Genomic DNA, 16,327 nt, shown 5'->3' with positions numbered 1-16,327 from the left:
AGGATTTTCATTGATAATTAAATCAAAGTTCATGGCTGTATTAATACAATTAGTAACTGTATTGATTGCGCGTACATATATTGTTCTTGAAAATGTTGTATATGGACTTACAATTGCACCAGTATTTGTGTCAGCCTCAGCTTGTGATTCATGATAAGTAACAGCAATATCAGTCTGACCATTAATTATTTCTGCATCTTTTGTTGCAAGATCGAATGTAAATTGATTAGGGTCATCATTACATACAATGTAGTCAGTAATCGTATTTTGATCAGGTAAAGGGTTTACAGTTAACGTAATGTGTTCTCCTAAACCTAAACAAGCATTATCTACATCACTATCTACACGAACAACAATGTTTTGAACATTCGGAGATGCATCATTTCTGTGATTACTGATGTCTGCAATTGCATTTTCTTCAGCTAAAGCATCAGCAAAGTTTTCATAATAGGTAATTGTTAGTGTTTGACCTGTAGCTGTAAATAACGTGTTGATTTGTGCATTTGCATTACTAAAATCAAAGGTTGCAATTCCATTGGTATTGTCTCCATCAACTGCATCATCATCACATAGTTCATACGCCAATTGGAATGTATTTGGAATTTGTGTTGCAGCTACAATTAGGTTAATTTCTCCAATTCTAAAACAACCGTTTACAGTTTCAATTCGAGCAAAAACTTGTCCGCCATTTGCGGCAGTAAACGCTGTTGGAGTAGGAATGGCACTAGTTGCAGTTTGTGCATTTACGAGATTAGTGTAATAAGTAAAAGTTTCGTTAGCAGCATCTACAGAAAGTAACGTATTCGCTTCAGTTAGATTAAAATCAGAAATACCATCAGTATCATCATCACACTGACGTAAAGTTACAGGAGTTGTAATTACGGGTAACGGATTTACAACAACGTTGATTTCTATTGTGTCAAAACAACTAGGATTATCTATATTTTCAATACGCGCAATTATAGCGTTTCCTCCAGCAGTTGTATTTATATATGTCGTTGATAATACATTCATGGAGTCATTTGCATCAGTTTGATTTGCATAATATGAAACATTGAATTGCATCATATCTTGTACGCCTAAAACTTCGATGTCTAATGTAGAAAGGTCAAATGTAGAGAAGCCATTAGTATCATCGCCATCCAAAGTATCATCACATAGTTCATAATCTGCTACAGCATTAGCAATTGGTTGATCGAACACATCAAAATCGAACGAAGTTGTATCAAAACAATCGGTATTGTCGTTGTTTTCTATTCGAACAAAAATTGTTTCTAAACCATAAGCAGCTTGGTTTGTGTATGGACTGACCAATGCGTTCATATTTGTGTTAGCATCAACTTGAGTTGGATGATAGGTTACGTTGAACAGCATTCCATCTTGTGTTCCTAAAACAGATGTCGTTAAGTCATCTAAATCCAAACTCCATAATCCGTCAGTATCATCATCACAAATTAATTGATCATTGATAGCATTGGCAGTTGGAGATTCAAAAACTTGAATTGTAAATGAAGTGACACCAAAACAACCTGCAGCTGTGTTTAATCTTGCCCAAATTGTTTCTTGCGTATATGCATTTTGGTTTTGATACATACTTGCAATAGGATTGGTATCGTTTCGCGCATCTATTTCTGATAAGTAGAATGTGACTGTTGTATTAGGAATTCCATCTGCAATTAATGCATCATTTTGTGTTAAGTCAAAAAGCCAAAATCCATCGTTATCATCATCACATGCTGTTAAGTTATTTGGTGTTCCTGTATCAGTATTTCCTGAAATGCTTAATTGAAACTCATCCGTACTAAAACATCCTGTAACATCATCTTCTAATCGAACATAAATTGTTTGTGGATTGGAGGCATTGGAGAAAGCCGCAGGGTTCGTAATAGGCCCATTTCCTGTTTGTGCATTTGTATTTGAAGTGTGATAGGTGAGTGTAACACCAGTCTGTGCACCTATAATAATAGGCGAGTTTACTGTTAAATCAAAAGTAGTAGTTTCGTCATTTGGATCGCCTACAACATCACATTCTTCTAAATCTATGCTAGTTCCTTGCGGTATTGAAATGTTTGGTGCGGCATTAAAAGTGGCTGTTCCTGTCCATTCCAAATTAAAACCACCTACTCCAAGAGGTCTATCTATGACTATAAAGTAGCGTTCGCCGGGACTTACACTGATTGAACTTACAAAACTATTTCCATCGGCACCAGGACCTTCAAAAGTATCGGTCTCGGTATCATTCATTCCTGTGAGATTGTTTGTTAATCCAGCGTTTATTGGATTTGTTGTAGAGCAACGAATTGACTGACCTATGTTGTTGCAAGTAGGATCTGGACCAAAAACAAAAAAGTCATAGTCTTCACTAATGTCTGTAAGTGTTGGCGTTAATACAAAGCCTAAAGTTCCTCCTGTATTTATGGTTAGATCTAGCCATAAAGAATTGGTTTCTTGAAGTCCGCATGCATTGGAATTTGTTAATTCTTGTGTTCCAAATCCTGAAACATCTAAATCTTCAAAACCAACGTTGCTACATACAACAATGGCGTCAATACAATCATTTTGGGCAAAGAACAAATTGGTGGTAAGTAGCAGTAATGCTACGATAATCGGTTTCTTTTTCATCGGTAAATTTTGAAAATGCGAAACCAAGATATTAATTAGATTTTATAGTGCCGAACAAAAAAGGCTATTATTTTACCAAAAACCTCTAGATTTTACGTTTTTAGCACATAATTGAATAATTTTTGTTTTCAAAGCTTACTTTTTTCGTGGATCAGTTTCCAAAATTGAATATTCAAAATTGTCAGACCAACCGTTTTTTAAAGGTAATATTTGTCTTCCGCGACCTTCTCGGATCATTCCAACTTTTTCCAATACTTTTATAGAACCAATATTATCAACGGCGCATCCAGCTTGAATTCTGTGTAAGTTGAGTGTGTCAAAACCATAATCTAAAATCATGTTTGTGGATTCTGTAGCAAATCCTTTTCCCCAATAATCAGAATGAATTTTATACCATATTTCTCCTCTTCGGTATTTATCAGAACCAATCTTCAAGCCAAACAATCCTATAAAGTCTTTGGTCAGATTGTCTTCAATAGCAAACGTATAACATTTGATTTCATCTAGTTGGTTTTCAGCAACCCAATCAGTAATAATTGTTTGCGTTTCTTCAATATTTTTTGGAATTCCTAAAGTGTTAAACTCATCGGTTTCAGGTAATGAATGAAGAGTATGAATAGATTCTAAATCAGATAGTGTTATCAATCGTAACGTAATGCGATCAGAAATTAAATTAGTGTTTGTCATTTTTTGTTATAAATTACCTGCCAGTATCCCGACTCTTCATATTTGCTTCACACAAACGAATAATCTCAGTAATTCGTTTTTCCTTAGTAGCTTCTCGTTTTGCCTGATTCAACCAATATAAGTAGCTTTTACGATACGAAGGACTAAAATTTTGATAGTTTTCATATGCTTTTGGGTTTTTATCAAATGCTTCTTGTAAAATTTTCGGAACCACTAAATTTTCTACATCATCCAATGCAGTCCATGAACCATCTTTCATGGCAGCAATCATTTTCTGCGAACCGCTTTCGTGCATTTTATTTTCAGCAATTAATGTTATGAGGTACGTTTTGTTAAGTTTACTCCAAACACTTTTGGGTTTACGTGGACAAAAATATTGTCGCCTGCGTTCGTCATCTAATCTTTTTACGGTGCTATCAATCCAGCCAAAACACAACGCTACTTTTACAGCTTCTTCCCAACGCATACTTTCTTTTTGGCTACTCACTTTATAAAAGATGAGATATATGCCAGTAGACGAATCATGATTTTTTTCTAACCAAGCACGCCATTCGATATCAGTTTTAAAATACAGTTCTTCAAGTTCTTTCATAACTTATTGAATCTTATCTAAAAAAGGTTTCATTTCTAACAGTTCAATATCGTCTCTTTTACGCAGTTCTTTTAAAAACCAACCTTTATGTCCTGCACCATAGGTAATTAAAATTCGTTTGTTTTGATGACGATGTTTTTCAAGCGCTTTTTCAATATTCCAATAGTGAGCAATATTGATATTGTCCCAACCACCAAGACCTAATTCTACATTAAATAACTTATTATACACATCTAAACTGATGTTGTAAATGCTGTCATAAGTACTCGTATGAATAAAATATGGATCGTATTCTTTGCCAATTACGGTCATTAATGAATCTGTGATTTTCCCAGCATTCATATATTGTTGCCAATCTTTGGTGCGAGTAGAATCTTGACTGATAGCGCGTAACTTTTTTTGTCGTTCCATTGCCATTGGTCGCGTCCAGCCAGCTGTTGGAATAATTTCGAAATCCATAGTTTTTGAGAGCGGAAATATAACATCTGTATATTCTGGAAAACGCATCACACGTGGTTCAGAAATACTATCATCTTTTTTAAATCCAGCGACAGCGGCTTCAAAACGATCGGGCGGAATTTCGGTAAGAATAATATCAGGCTTTATTTCTTTAATGAGTTTGGTCAATTTTTCAATAGAATATTCTTCTTTAGTCAAGTGACCACTGTGAATTGTTCCCAATACCAATACTTCATTTTTGGTTGTTTTTTCTTCTTGTGTGCACGAGATGATGCAACAGAAACAAAGTACTACTAGGCTTATGTTAAGAATCTTTTTCATTATGATTTATCTAAATGTTTTCGCAGGAAAAACAATCAAGCTTTCATGACCATTTTTGCTTACTGATGCAATTCCGAAGTAATAATTATCAATCACAACTCCGTCTAAAGTAAATTCAGTAACATCACCTACAAATCGTGAATGTTGCCATTGTGGTGCAGTAGTATCTCTCCAATAAATTTTATAACCAATTATATTAGAATCTTCCGATTTTTTCCAACGAAATTTTGCACTCGGTTGCACAATTCCGCCAATTTCTACACCTTTCGGTGGAAGTGGAGACCAAGCCAAACTTGCTAAGTTAATTGCGTTTACAGCCGTTAATTTCTTAGCATACGGAAAGTTGACACCTTCAATTACATCGCCATATTTAATACCGTTTTCTTCACGAATGTCTTGATGTTGACGATTGTAGTTTTCGTGCGCTTCCATAATTCTAATTCCTGCAAATCCAAGATCGTTAAAAGGTCTGTGATGACCACCACGACCAAATCTGTCCAAACGATAGATCATCATAGGATTCATTTCAGGCATGTATGTTTTTACTTGCTTGTGTACGTATCTTGCCAATTGTCTTGAGATTCCATCTACTTCACCGCCATAAAAACGACGTGCTCTACGTTGACGTTCTGTTTCGTTTGCTGGAACTGGCTCTGAGAAAATTCGGAATGAGCGATTATCAATCACACCATCAACACCTTCAATATTTCCAATCATATCATTATTTAAAACGCCGATAATGTCCCAACCTTTCTCTTTAGCATATTTCGCCAAACCTTGTCCGCCAAACAATCCTTGTTCTTCACCAGACAATCCCACATAAATAATACTATTTTCAAACTTATATTTTGACAATACACGAGCCGCTTCAATCGTTCCAGCCATTCCAGAAGCATTGTCGTTTGCACCTGGTGCATCTGTGGTAAAATCCATGGTGTCGCTTGCGCGCGAATCAATATCGCCACTCATAATAATATAGCGATTTGGATATTTTGTTCCTTTCTGAATCGCGATTACATTGACAACCCAAGCATCTTTTGGAACACGTCTATTTCCTTCTTTCGTAACAAAATCTTTCTGATAAAAAACATTCAAACAGTTTGTGCAATTACTTGAAATTTTATCAAATTCACCTTTAATCCAGCGTCTTGCAGCGCCAATTCCGCGCGTTTCCGAAATAGTGTCGCTAAAGGTATTTCGTGTACCAAAATTGGCTAAAGTTTTAATGTCATTTTCAATACGATCTGCTGAAACTGCATCAATAATATCATACAAACGTTGATCGGTTTGTGACATCATAAATGTCACTGAAAAAAGTAGGATAGAGGAGATAATTTTTTTCATCTGTTTATTTTTTATTTTATGAATTCTGTCAGATGGAATTCGCCAATAATCATATCGGTTGGTATTAACAGACTGTTATGGCTCATTTCATACAAGGATATATAAAGTTGAGATTTTAATTCGTTGTTTTTTTATAGTGAAATGGAACAATAGCCGTTGAACCATCTTTTTGACCGATAGCTACATACACAACCATATTGTTTTCATCAATAGATTCAAAGGTCATTCCTTCAAAAATGGCTTTGTTTTTGGTGACTTTTATCAGCGGAAAATCGACGGTTTCGTCTTTGGTTTCCCATCCTTTCAATTCACTAGTAAAGTGCTTTAGACGTAATAAAAGGCTATTGTTTACTTCCGAAATTGTTTCTATCTCATAAAAATTTACTTTTCCATTTACAATTAACTTAAATGTAGCCATCATAGAACCACCTGAAGGTTCGCTCCAGTTTTCTTCTGTAATACCGCCAAACGCTTCACCTTTCCAATTTCCAGCAATCCAGCGGATGTTTTCCAGTGTTGGTTTCAGTGCCGTTTCGGCTTCGGCAGCAATGACCAATTTAGTGTTTGAAGCATTTGTTGTAATTCGGGTAATGTTATCAAAATTTTCTTTGTCGAATAGTTTCACGATTTTCCATTCCGTATCTTTTTTCGGGTCTAATCGATACAATACTTTTCCTTTTCCCATCAACATAGAACCATCTGCCAACCAGCACATATCTTCTACATTTGGAACGGTATTCGCGATTTTCTTAGTTTCATAAGTTTTTACATTTAAGGAACGAATTTCCCAAACATCGTTCTTTTTACTGATGTAGCTTACCAAGTTGGAATTCGGAATATTGTGTAACGATCGTCCAATATTAGTGTCAGCTGTATAATGTGTGTTTTTTTTGAGGTTTGAAACAACCAATCGATGTGGTTCGCCCAACACAAAAGAGACTAAGACATTTCTTGAGTTCCATACATGATAGCCAATTTTTAAATCTTTCAGTAAAGCTTTACTTTTTCCTTTTCGGTAGTAATACAAATATTGCAAACCTGTTGTATCGAGTCGAATTGCAGAAATGTATTTGCTTTTAGGGACTTGCGTTGGTGAATATTCACTTCCTTGTTTGGTATCGTTCAACCATTTTTTTACACCTGTGATACTATTGTATTGTAAAATATCGGTTTGTTTGTTGCGCGTGGACGCGAATAGAATGGTGTGTTCATTTTGAAATGAAGGCTGATTGTCATAACCTTCATTGTTTGAAATGTTTTTTCCGTTTGTAATTGTTAGTTTATTGTTTTCTGTAGATAGATCAAATAGAAATACTTCTGTATCTGGCTGACAAAAAACAGCAAGCGGAGTCATAATTACCAGCAATTGTAGTAATTTTTTCATATGTGGTTTGATTGATTAGTTGACTGAAAGTTACACAATTTTGAAAAGATGCTGTGTAACTGTACTGTTTTTTAACAAAAAGAAGGTTTGAAATTATAAATGTTGTCTGTAGAATTTTAAATATAAAAAGAGTTTAGCGATTTATTCGTTTCATAGTATTTCTCGATACAATTTTCTTCATTTTATTTGAAAATCACTCGAAATTACGAATTGAAATTTTAAATGTAAAGTATGTTTTTTTGAATGCGTATAGCGTCACTTCGAGCGAAATTCTGAAAAGAATTTTGTGTCGAGAAGTACTGTGAAATTATATTTTACACCTTATGAAACATCAAAACGGTCAACTTCTATAAATTCTCCAGAAGGTAAATCGTTCAAAAGAATAGTTCCAATACGAATGCGCATCAAACGCAGCGTAGGAAATCCGACTTTCGCAGTCATTTTTCGTACTTGTCGAAACTTTCCTTCGCTTATTGTGATAGCGATCCAACTTGTAGGACCATGACGTGCATCGCGTAGTTTTTTGGTACGTGCTTTAAATATTGGTGCAGGATTTAAGATAGAAGCTTCACAAGGTAAGGTTTGGTATTTTTTACCATGAATGCCAATTTCGACACCAGCTTTTAATTGCTCAATGGCTGCTGCTGTAATTTCGCCATCAACTTGCACGTAGTATTCTTTTGGTACTTTTTTACTACGTACTTGCTCGCTAACCATTCCATCCGTAGTAAGAAATAGTAAACCTTCTGAATCTTCATCCAAACGACCAATAGCCATAATACTTTCTGGAAAATCGTGTAATTCTCCTAAAAGTTTTTTGTTTTTCCGTTTGCTTTGATTGTTGACAAATTGCGAAAGATATCCAAAAGGTTTGTGCAATATAAAATGGCGATGTTCTGTCATATTGTTTTCTCAAGCCGAAAACTACTATTTTTATTAGCGAAAACAAATTTTCGGTGTTCAAATACTAAAAGGAATTGTGAATGTGCTATCGAAGAAGCTAATTCAATTGAATTTTTCATATACTTTAGCATAGACCAAAAAAAGCGAAGATCTAGATCTTGACTTTTAATTTTCGTAAAAGTACATTGTTTAACTGCTATGTTATTTCTGGTTCAATGATATTAAACCAGAATGCTTCAACTTCGAAATGACTGATTAAATTCATTTCTATTACTTTTATACTTCGACTCCGCTTAACACAGGTATTTTAATATAAAACAGCACCTATTGAGGTGATTTTTTAATTTTCGGGTAGTTGTTCTTGTATTAAATGTGTACTTAAATTCAAAAAGTTTCCTGAGTGTGATAATACGTTTTGTAAGATAAATGGTGTGTCTGGCGCTGTTCCACTATATTGTGTTTCTCCATTCATATCAACATCATTATTATTATATCCAGAAACTGTAAAAGTTGGGAAATTTAAAGCATTTCCAACATCATTTAATACAGTAGATAAGATACTTGGTGTATCTGGACTGGTACCTAAATATTGCACCATTTTATCTGCATTAACATCTCCTGACCATAGTGCTACTATATTGGTTGGCATACCAAAAGTAGTTTGCGCATTAGAACCAAAAGTGATTTGATTATCGGCTTGTGTAAAATCAACCGAGGTCATAGTGTTCGACAAACTTACTGGTGCAGCACTCATTATACCTAAGTGATTACGATGTTTAACTACCACATAATAATCTCCTGCTGGTTGCTGAAATTCTAGATTAGAAAAACCATCTACACCTACTACCATTCCGTTTCTTAATAATAAAGCAGACTGGCTGTCTACAATAGTTGTATTTGAAACAGCTGATCTTAATTCTATATAAATCCAATCTACGACAGCATTGGTTCCTGTAGTATTAAATACAGAAATATCACAAGATAATCCATCTGCATATGGGCTTGTAGTTGGCACTAGATTAGCTACACGCAAATCGTCACGCATTAAGGCTTCTTCTCCCACATTTGGATTTATGGCAGCACCTTGAATATATACTTTTGGACTTAATCCAACAACGTCGTTAGCAGTTACAGTAATCGTATAGTCTTCAGCTTGACCATATCCGGCTCCTACACAAGGATCTAAATAATTGTTAGTACCATATATTTTCTTAACTCGCATTATAGTATTACCAGAAGTAACACCCGCGGGTACAACAATCGTTCCTGTAGCTTGCATGCCATCGGTTCCGGTTGAGTTCGTAATTGTTTCTGTAATTTCATAAACTTCACCGCTATCATCTAAAATACTATTCTGGTTCCAGTCGATAAAAACAGCAAATCTATTTGTATAATTACCATCTGTATTTCCTTCCAAAGCAATGGGATAGGACATTCCCTCTTCCATTGCTCCAACAATGAGTGTAAAGTCTTCATGCGCTGTACCTCCTAAAGTAGCATCTGTTACATTATTAATGCCTGCAACATCAACCAAAGTAATAGGTTCAACATTAGTTGTAAATTCTAAAGATCCGCAATAAAATACTCCTACTAAAACTGATGCAGTAGCTGAATAATCATTACAACTATCATTTGAAGCTTTTATTCTATAATGATAAGTTGTATTTGAAAGTACAGAAGTATCTGTGTAAGAAGTAACATTAGCGTCAACACCAGCTCCCACAGGGACAACCCAAGTCGCACCTCCGTCGTCAGATCTTTCAATTAAATATCCTAATTCATTTGTTGCGTTATCAGTCCAAGATAAACCTACTCCAGATGAATTGCTTACAGCAGTTAACCCCGAAGGGTTGATTACATCTGTAGGTGCAGCTCCCAATAAATTATAAGCAGTATGACTGAGTCTTATTGCTAAACCATTTGCTATTCGTGTATACTGTTCTGGTGTGAAAATTCCACCACATGAATCTGAGTAATATGACATCACATTATTGATATCTGGTGTATAGGTAAGACCATTTTCATCTTGCATACTAACGCCATCATTGATAAAGTTACAATTAGCATCATTACTACCATTTGGATCTGCTTCTGTATCACATAATAAATCACCAGTTGAACTACAATTGGCATTTGGACCAGTTCTAGAAACATTTTCAGCGTTGGGATCTGTATTCCCATTTCCTGTACTCTGATGTGTATGTGCTAAGTTGAGGAAGTGTCCAAACTCATGCACGAAAGTTCCATTAGGACCATTTAATAGACATCCATTATCCATTAACATATTAAGAGAATTAGTATCATTACTAGGATAGCGGGCATAACCACAAGCTCCTCCAAAATTAGGGACAGTGATGCTATCCACAAAATAGACATTCACGGCATCATAAATAGAGTTAGCAGCAGTCATTGCAGCTTCTTCTGTAGTATCGAATGTATACAAAGCAGAACTATTGATAATATTTACAGAATGTATATAAAATTCAATGTTCGCAGCTAGATAGAAATTATTCAAATTTGCTACACCTTCATTCACATCTGCCATCGAAACTCCTCCATTTCCAGAATCATCCGTAACAATATGAATTCTAATAGGCAAACATGTAGTACCTGCATTTTTTCTATCAGCTCCTGCTTTATCCACAACATCAAGGGTATATTTTATTTGCTTTTCAGTCATAGATGGAGTACCACACAAAAGGTTAGTTTGAACTACATTTTCTGAAGGTTCTGTTATGTTTTGGCTATTAAGTTGAATGTTAAAAAAGAGAACAAGCAATACAAAGAATGTTTTCGTACTAATCTGAGAGATTAAGTAGGTCATAAATATTTAATTAAACGTTAATAATGGTGAAATTTGTGGGGCGAGTAATCAAAATTTGGTTAACATTTTCAAGTTAATATAAAAAAATACACTAAACAACTAAAATTAAAATATTTATAAAATATTCTTAGCGACTGAAAAATAGTTTTCATGAGTTTAAATAAAGCAAAAATGCCCGTTTCAAAAATATTAAAACGGGCATTTTTGCTCTTGGAGACTATTTTTCTAATTATTGCTTCACAATCCGTTTGCTAGCCGTACTACTTTCTACAAAATAAAGTGACGATGTTTGGATATATTATTTTCGCAATCCGAAACCTTTAGGTGCTTTTAACGGACTAGAATCATACATGTTAATATAGATGGAAACGGTATCTTTTGAACCTTCCCATGTTACACGATAATTGTCTAACATAGCTTTATCTCCAAACGTAGCATTTTCACTAGGAGTAGGGCAGCAACTTCCAGCTCTGTAATAGGATATTTCTTCACCATTTGGACCTGTTAATGCGTTTAAATAACGACGTTCGTTCATTGGACCTTCAGAATTTTTTGCACCGCCAACTTCAACCGCATTTTCTGGACTATAGCCATAGGATTTATCGGTGGAGATTTCTGTAATAACAAACGAATATTGATCGCGTAAGGTTTGTTTATAGTTTTTACTTTTTGCTTTTTTTATACTTGTCATACTGTTTTTTGAAGTGGAAGCTGATTTTTTGGTTCCGCAGGCTACAATTACAGTAAAAGTTAACAGTAATAATCCTAGTTTTTTCATAATATGTCGGTTTTGTTTGTACTATTCTATGGTATCGAAGCTACTGTTTTTATATTAAAAAACAAATTATGACAGATGTTATTGAGTGATTGTGCCATATCTTTTAGGGAACTTGCTGTTTGACTTAGAAAAATTGTAGATTGATATAAAAACGACTTTTCATTGAAAATTATTATATCTTTAAGAAAAGATACGAATACTTAAATTTTAACCAATGCTACCATTTGAACAGACTTCTTTATACATAATGGCAGCATTGTATTTTTTTGCAGGAATTTGTCATTTTTGGAAACCGAAAATCTTTTTAAGTATAACTCCAAAATGGGTTCCAAAACCAGCAATTGTAAATATAATAGTTGGGATTGTGGAAATTGTTTTAGGAATTGCTTTATTGTTTGAAACAACACGATCGTATGCAGCAATTGGAATTATTGCGTTGTTAGTTTTAGTATTTCCTGCAAATATATATCACTTTCAAAAAGCAAGACGAAAAGGAAAATTTGTCATTCCAACCTTGATCCGATTGCCAATGCAATTGTTGTTCATATTTTGGGCGTATACGTTTGTATGATGCTTTAGTAGTACCCTAAAATCATCAATTTTATGTTGAATTAGGGTTTTTAGTAATTATGTAGCCGTAGTTTATTACTATATTGGTTATAACATTAAACCGCGAATGCTATGAAAAAACAACTACTCTTTTTATTACTATGTTGTTCTCCAATATTTTTTTACGGTCAAATAGGGACTTACCAATTTGGATTTGAAGATGGAATTTCCAATTGGTATAAAACTGATGGTTCTACAGATACAAATACACAGAATTTTTCTCAAAAACGATTTAAAGCTGAGATTCCTTATGTAAATACTTCTACATTAAAATCAATGCATCTTGATGATATTAGGAAAAAAGTCAATGAAGATCAGGTCAAATTACCGATAGAAGAACAAGTATATTTAAACTCCAAATTTGAGTTAGTTACATATTCTATTCCTAAAATTTGTATCACTAAAATAGATATACAATATTTTCAAAAAAAGAATTACAATTAGCATTTAAAATTACAGCCTAACCATTTTATACAAACCCATGAAAAAGAAACTACTTTTATATATCATCTTATTTTTGAATTTGAATCTCGCTTTTTCTCAGTGGAATCAAGTAGGACAATCGTTGACAGGAGATAGACCGTTATTTGGGTACTCTGTTTCTATAAGTGGCAACGGAACACGAATAGCTACAGTTGATAAAACAAATGATGGTTATATTAATGTGTATGAATTGCAAGGAACTACTTGGCAACCTGTTGGAAATCCGATTGGCCCTTTAGTGCTTTCTGTGAGCTCTCCTTTAGATTTAGATTATGATGGAGATCGTTTGGTTGTTTCGAATGTGGTTGTAAATCCAAATAGTTTGGCAACTTGTTTTTTAGTGTTTAGTTTTAACGGCACAAGCTGGGAACAGTTAGGAAATGATTACACCTGTGAAACAGCTAATCCCACAGCAATGGTAACGTATGGTAGTGATGCAAAGATAAGTGATGATGGTACTCGAATTATGGTAGCGGCTATAGATATAGGTAATTTAGGCTTTGTAGATCCCGGATTTATAGAAGTACTAGAACTCATTGGGAATGAATGGACCTTAATGGGAAATTCTTTTTCAATAGGTTTTAATCCTCCAGGAAGTAGAACTGTCAGTATGACAATGAGTGCCGATGGATCTAAAATAGGATATGGAGAGCCAGCTGCACCTACATTTTATGATGGTAGTTATTCAGTTTTTGGTTATGAATTTGGATATGCTAGTGTCCATGAATGGCAAGGGGATACATGGGTGTCCATGAGTAATAATTTAAATGATAATTCTGGACCTGCTAACTTTGGAGCAAATCGTGGGTCAGCAGTTTGTTTTAATGGTTTAGGTAATCGAATCGCAGTTGGAACGGTAGGTGACGACACTACTATGTCGGATACAGGAAAGGTAGAAGTATATGAGCAGAATGCAGCTGATGGAAGTTGGTCACAACTAGGAAATACGCTCTATGGAGAAGCTATTGATCATGCAATAGGGAACGATATAGCTTTGAACAGAACAGGAAATGTCCTTGCTATAGCCGCTGAAGGAGCAGATGCAACTGGTGATTATAGTATAAAAGTATACAGATTGGTCAATGATATTTGGACATTAGTTGATAATCCTATTATTTATGGAGATAGTACTTTGCCTTGGAATACGACACTTATGGAATTTTCTGAAACAGGAAGATTAGCTTTAGCACTTCCTTTTGGAGAAACAATGAGAAAGATTGAAGTATTTGAAAATCCGAGTTTATCTGTAAAAGATCGTGACGTTTCTGAAGTAAAATTATATCCAAACCCTTTTCACAATCAATTCGTTCTTGAATTTGATAAAGAGTCAAAAGGAACATGGGCAATTCTATCCATCCAAGGACAGCAATTATTACAAGGAGATTTTAACTCAAAACAACAGCAAATAGATACTTCGTTCTTAAAGGAAAAAGGAGTCTATATTTTAAAGCTTGAAACATCTTCTGGAATACTGATAAAGAAAATAGTAAAAGCTTGATTGTATCGTCTTTTGAGATTACGATCAATGGTTATTTTTTTATAGACTCCGCTTGAAATTTTAAGAAATAGGCAATGAACTATACATCTTGTTTGTCATTAGTATTTTATAAAATTTATACCCAAATATTCAATAAACAGAAAATATTTGCAATACCTAATACAAGTTCAAATAGAATTCCTTGAGTAATTTGTTTGCTAGGTTTTCCATCTACTTTTAAACTGATAAGTCTCCCAATTGCAAAACCAATAAAAATTAATGATGCAACAAAATGCGAAGTAAAAGTTAGTTTGTCTGTAAACGCTCCAACAAGAGTGATGATTCCTGCAAAAAGCATTACTGCTGAGGTTCCTCTTATTTCATTTAATAGACTTGCATCTTTTTCAAGTTTAATTCCAGAATTTTTCAAGTAGGTTTTTATTGGGTTACTTAATCTCATTAGACCAACAAAGATTAATAAAAGGCTTGATAATGATAAGACTACGATTCTTGTAATTTCCATTTTTAGTTGTTTTTAATTAATACTTCCGCAAATGTAAATTTGAGTTGTGACAAAGGTATGTCAAGGGTATTTTAATTTTTTACATATTTTTCAAAATACTCTTTGATAGTCATTTTATGAGGGCTAAAAGTTTCAGTCTGATCAACAATTTTTTTAATAAAATCGATTCTAAAATGTCTAAAATCATTTCGCAATCGGCAAAAACCTATCAGCAGGAAATTTCCGTGAATGCTATAAATTGCAAATGGTTCGATATCTCTTACTGTTTGATTGTTTTCTGAAGAATGGTAATCAATTGTTAAAACCCGACATTGTGTTATTGCTGATTGAATTTGCATTAGGTTATTACTAGTTTTTTCTTCACTATTGTTTCCGCTAAAATAAATTCTATCTGCTAGCAAGTCTGCATTGCCTTTTTGAGAGTATCGTAAAATGGCTTTAATTTTTTCTAGAGCACTCGTAATGTTGCTAACAAATGATAGATCTTTATTTTTGATAGCTAATTGTTCTATTGTGATTAATGCATTGGCCTCATCTTCAGTAAAAAGAACAGGAGGAAGATGGTAACCTTCCATAATAGAATAGCCTTTTCCTTCTTCTGTTACAATGGGAATTCCTGATTTTTCGAGCGTACGAATATCACGATAAATAGTTCGTAAACTTACATTGTGCTTTTCAGCAAGCTGTTTCGCCGTAATAATCCTTTTGGATTGTAGTTGGGTAAGAATAGCAGTTAATCTCGAAAGTCTTGGTTTTTCTTTTTCCTCCATTTTTGTCTTTTCTGTATGGCTTGTAGTAGCAATTAATTTTATACAGTGTTAGGGATATTTTTTTATTTTCATGATTCAAAACGAAGATGACGAGATGCGAAACAAGAATAAAAAATCAATTCTATTAGTTCATTTTTCGCAACTTTAGTATCAATTATTTCTAATTGATATAAATATTCTTGACTAAAAAACTGTTTGCTTATTTGTATATTCAATATTGATTCTTTTTCAGCATTTATTAAAGAATAATAAATTTTCATCCAAGTCCTTTTAGTTAAGAGTTCCCATTCTTTATTATTAGTATTATCAATTTTGTCTAATAATTTTATGGTAGCATTCCCTTCTGAGTTAAATCTTATTTCTCCTTGGGCTATTCTGTTTTTAAATATAACAGCCTCTGGTATTGATCTTATAACTATGTCTACACCGTTAAAATTTGTTTTTAATTCTTGAAAATCATTATCCATGTAGTGTGCAACTAATAGGTTTTTTGATTCGTCCTCAATAATAAAACCTCTTGATTTATTTGTGGATATTATTTTCATAGTTTT

General features: G+C 33.9%; 14 protein-coding genes and 1 pseudogene. 3 read left to right on the top strand and 12 right to left on the bottom strand.

Annotated features, from left to right (window positions below; genetic code table 11):
- The 9 genes and pseudogenes from ACRBBL_RS25680 to ACRBBL_RS25640 all read right to left on the bottom strand — a co-directional run.
- A pseudogene (locus tag ACRBBL_RS25680) lies at positions 1-2,622 on the bottom strand (hypothetical protein); the annotation flags it as partial.
- Between the two features lie 135 nt (positions 2,623-2,757).
- Positions 2,758-3,309: a GNAT family N-acetyltransferase gene (locus ACRBBL_RS25675; protein WP_431371965.1), complete on the bottom strand. Its 552-nt coding sequence runs from the start codon at positions 3,307-3,309 to the stop codon at positions 2,758-2,760.
- A gap of 13 nt (positions 3,310-3,322) precedes the next feature.
- Positions 3,323-3,901, bottom strand: coding sequence for a YdeI/OmpD-associated family protein (locus ACRBBL_RS25670; RefSeq protein WP_431371964.1), 579 nt, complete (start codon positions 3,899-3,901; stop codon positions 3,323-3,325).
- 3 nt (positions 3,902-3,904) lie between these two features.
- On the bottom strand, positions 3,905-4,681 hold the full coding sequence (locus ACRBBL_RS25665; RefSeq protein WP_431371963.1) for a hypothetical protein: 777 nt from the start codon (positions 4,679-4,681) through the stop codon (positions 3,905-3,907).
- A 6-nt stretch (positions 4,682-4,687) separates the two neighbouring features.
- The gene (locus ACRBBL_RS25660; protein ID WP_431371962.1) at positions 4,688-6,025 is read right to left on the bottom strand and encodes a M28 family metallopeptidase; all 1,338 of its coding nucleotides are present in this window, start codon (positions 6,023-6,025) and stop codon (positions 4,688-4,690) included.
- A 115-nt stretch (positions 6,026-6,140) separates the two neighbouring features.
- The gene (locus tag ACRBBL_RS25655) at positions 6,141-7,409 is read right to left on the bottom strand and encodes a DUF6265 family protein (protein ID WP_431371961.1); all 1,269 of its coding nucleotides are present in this window, start codon (positions 7,407-7,409) and stop codon (positions 6,141-6,143) included.
- A 321-nt stretch (positions 7,410-7,730) separates the two neighbouring features.
- Positions 7,731-8,312, bottom strand: coding sequence for a pseudouridine synthase (locus tag ACRBBL_RS25650; RefSeq protein ID WP_431371960.1), 582 nt, complete (start codon positions 8,310-8,312; stop codon positions 7,731-7,733).
- A 340-nt stretch (positions 8,313-8,652) separates the two neighbouring features.
- The gene (locus ACRBBL_RS25645; protein ID WP_431371959.1) at positions 8,653-11,136 is read right to left on the bottom strand and encodes a GEVED domain-containing protein; all 2,484 of its coding nucleotides are present in this window, start codon (positions 11,134-11,136) and stop codon (positions 8,653-8,655) included.
- A gap of 298 nt (positions 11,137-11,434) precedes the next feature.
- Entirely contained in the window at positions 11,435-11,914 is a 480-nt protein-coding gene (locus ACRBBL_RS25640) for a 2-dehydro-3-deoxyphosphooctonate aldolase (protein ID WP_431371958.1), read from the bottom strand.
- Between the two features lie 214 nt (positions 11,915-12,128).
- Here ACRBBL_RS25640 and ACRBBL_RS25635 point away from each other — a divergent pair, with 214 nt between their 5' ends.
- From ACRBBL_RS25635 to ACRBBL_RS25625, 3 genes are all read left to right on the top strand, one after another.
- Complete coding sequence (locus ACRBBL_RS25635; protein ID WP_431371957.1) at positions 12,129-12,485, top strand: DoxX family protein; 357 nt, start codon at positions 12,129-12,131, stop codon at positions 12,483-12,485.
- Positions 12,486-12,595: 110 nt separating this feature from the next.
- Entirely contained in the window at positions 12,596-12,967 is a 372-nt protein-coding gene (locus ACRBBL_RS25630) for a hypothetical protein (RefSeq protein ID WP_431371956.1), read from the top strand.
- A 37-nt stretch (positions 12,968-13,004) separates the two neighbouring features.
- Positions 13,005-14,504: a T9SS type A sorting domain-containing protein gene (locus ACRBBL_RS25625; RefSeq protein ID WP_431371955.1), complete on the top strand. Its 1,500-nt coding sequence runs from the start codon at positions 13,005-13,007 to the stop codon at positions 14,502-14,504.
- A gap of 115 nt (positions 14,505-14,619) precedes the next feature.
- On the opposite strand, the gene ACRBBL_RS25620 is transcribed toward ACRBBL_RS25625, so the two are convergent.
- The 3 genes from ACRBBL_RS25620 to ACRBBL_RS25610 all read right to left on the bottom strand — a co-directional run bounded on the left by ACRBBL_RS25620 (position 14,620) and on the right by ACRBBL_RS25610 (position 16,321).
- Positions 14,620-15,006, bottom strand: a complete 387-nt coding sequence (locus ACRBBL_RS25620; RefSeq protein ID WP_431371954.1) for a DUF4345 domain-containing protein — start codon at positions 15,004-15,006, stop codon at positions 14,620-14,622.
- Positions 15,007-15,077: 71 nt separating this feature from the next.
- A complete protein-coding gene (locus ACRBBL_RS25615; RefSeq protein WP_431371953.1) occupies positions 15,078-15,776 on the bottom strand; it encodes a helix-turn-helix transcriptional regulator in 699 nt (232 codons plus the stop codon).
- Between the two features lie 68 nt (positions 15,777-15,844).
- Entirely contained in the window at positions 15,845-16,321 is a 477-nt protein-coding gene (locus ACRBBL_RS25610) for a hypothetical protein (protein WP_431371952.1), read from the bottom strand.
- Positions 16,322-16,327 lie beyond the last annotated feature (6 nt).

Source organism: Kordia sp. (assembly GCF_050633145.1).
GTDB lineage: Bacteria > Bacteroidota > Bacteroidia > Flavobacteriales > Flavobacteriaceae > Kordia.
This window is presented reverse-complemented; position numbering and strand designations above follow the sequence as displayed.

Coding starts and splice junctions, on each gene's coding strand:
- ACRBBL_RS25615 (WP_431371953.1), bottom strand. CDS start 15,776: ATGGAGGAAAAAGAAAAACCAAGACTTTCGAGATTAACTGCTATTCTT.
- ACRBBL_RS25675 (WP_431371965.1), bottom strand. CDS start 3,309: ATGACAAACACTAATTTAATTTCTGATCGCATTACGTTACGATTGATA.
- ACRBBL_RS25625 (WP_431371955.1), top strand. CDS start 13,005: ATGAAAAAGAAACTACTTTTATATATCATCTTATTTTTGAATTTGAAT.
- ACRBBL_RS25635 (WP_431371957.1), top strand. CDS start 12,129: ATGCTACCATTTGAACAGACTTCTTTATACATAATGGCAGCATTGTAT.
- ACRBBL_RS25650 (WP_431371960.1), bottom strand. CDS start 8,312: ATGACAGAACATCGCCATTTTATATTGCACAAACCTTTTGGATATCTT.
- ACRBBL_RS25640 (WP_431371958.1), bottom strand. CDS start 11,914: ATGAAAAAACTAGGATTATTACTGTTAACTTTTACTGTAATTGTAGCC.
- ACRBBL_RS25660 (WP_431371962.1), bottom strand. CDS start 6,025: ATGAAAAAAATTATCTCCTCTATCCTACTTTTTTCAGTGACATTTATG.
- ACRBBL_RS25665 (WP_431371963.1), bottom strand. CDS start 4,681: ATGAAAAAGATTCTTAACATAAGCCTAGTAGTACTTTGTTTCTGTTGC.
- ACRBBL_RS25670 (WP_431371964.1), bottom strand. CDS start 3,901: ATGAAAGAACTTGAAGAACTGTATTTTAAAACTGATATCGAATGGCGT.
- ACRBBL_RS25610 (WP_431371952.1), bottom strand. CDS start 16,321: ATGAAAATAATATCCACAAATAAATCAAGAGGTTTTATTATTGAGGAC.
- ACRBBL_RS25645 (WP_431371959.1), bottom strand. CDS start 11,136: ATGACCTACTTAATCTCTCAGATTAGTACGAAAACATTCTTTGTATTG.
- ACRBBL_RS25630 (WP_431371956.1), top strand. CDS start 12,596: ATGAAAAAACAACTACTCTTTTTATTACTATGTTGTTCTCCAATATTT.
- ACRBBL_RS25620 (WP_431371954.1), bottom strand. CDS start 15,006: ATGGAAATTACAAGAATCGTAGTCTTATCATTATCAAGCCTTTTATTA.
- ACRBBL_RS25655 (WP_431371961.1), bottom strand. CDS start 7,409: ATGAAAAAATTACTACAATTGCTGGTAATTATGACTCCGCTTGCTGTT.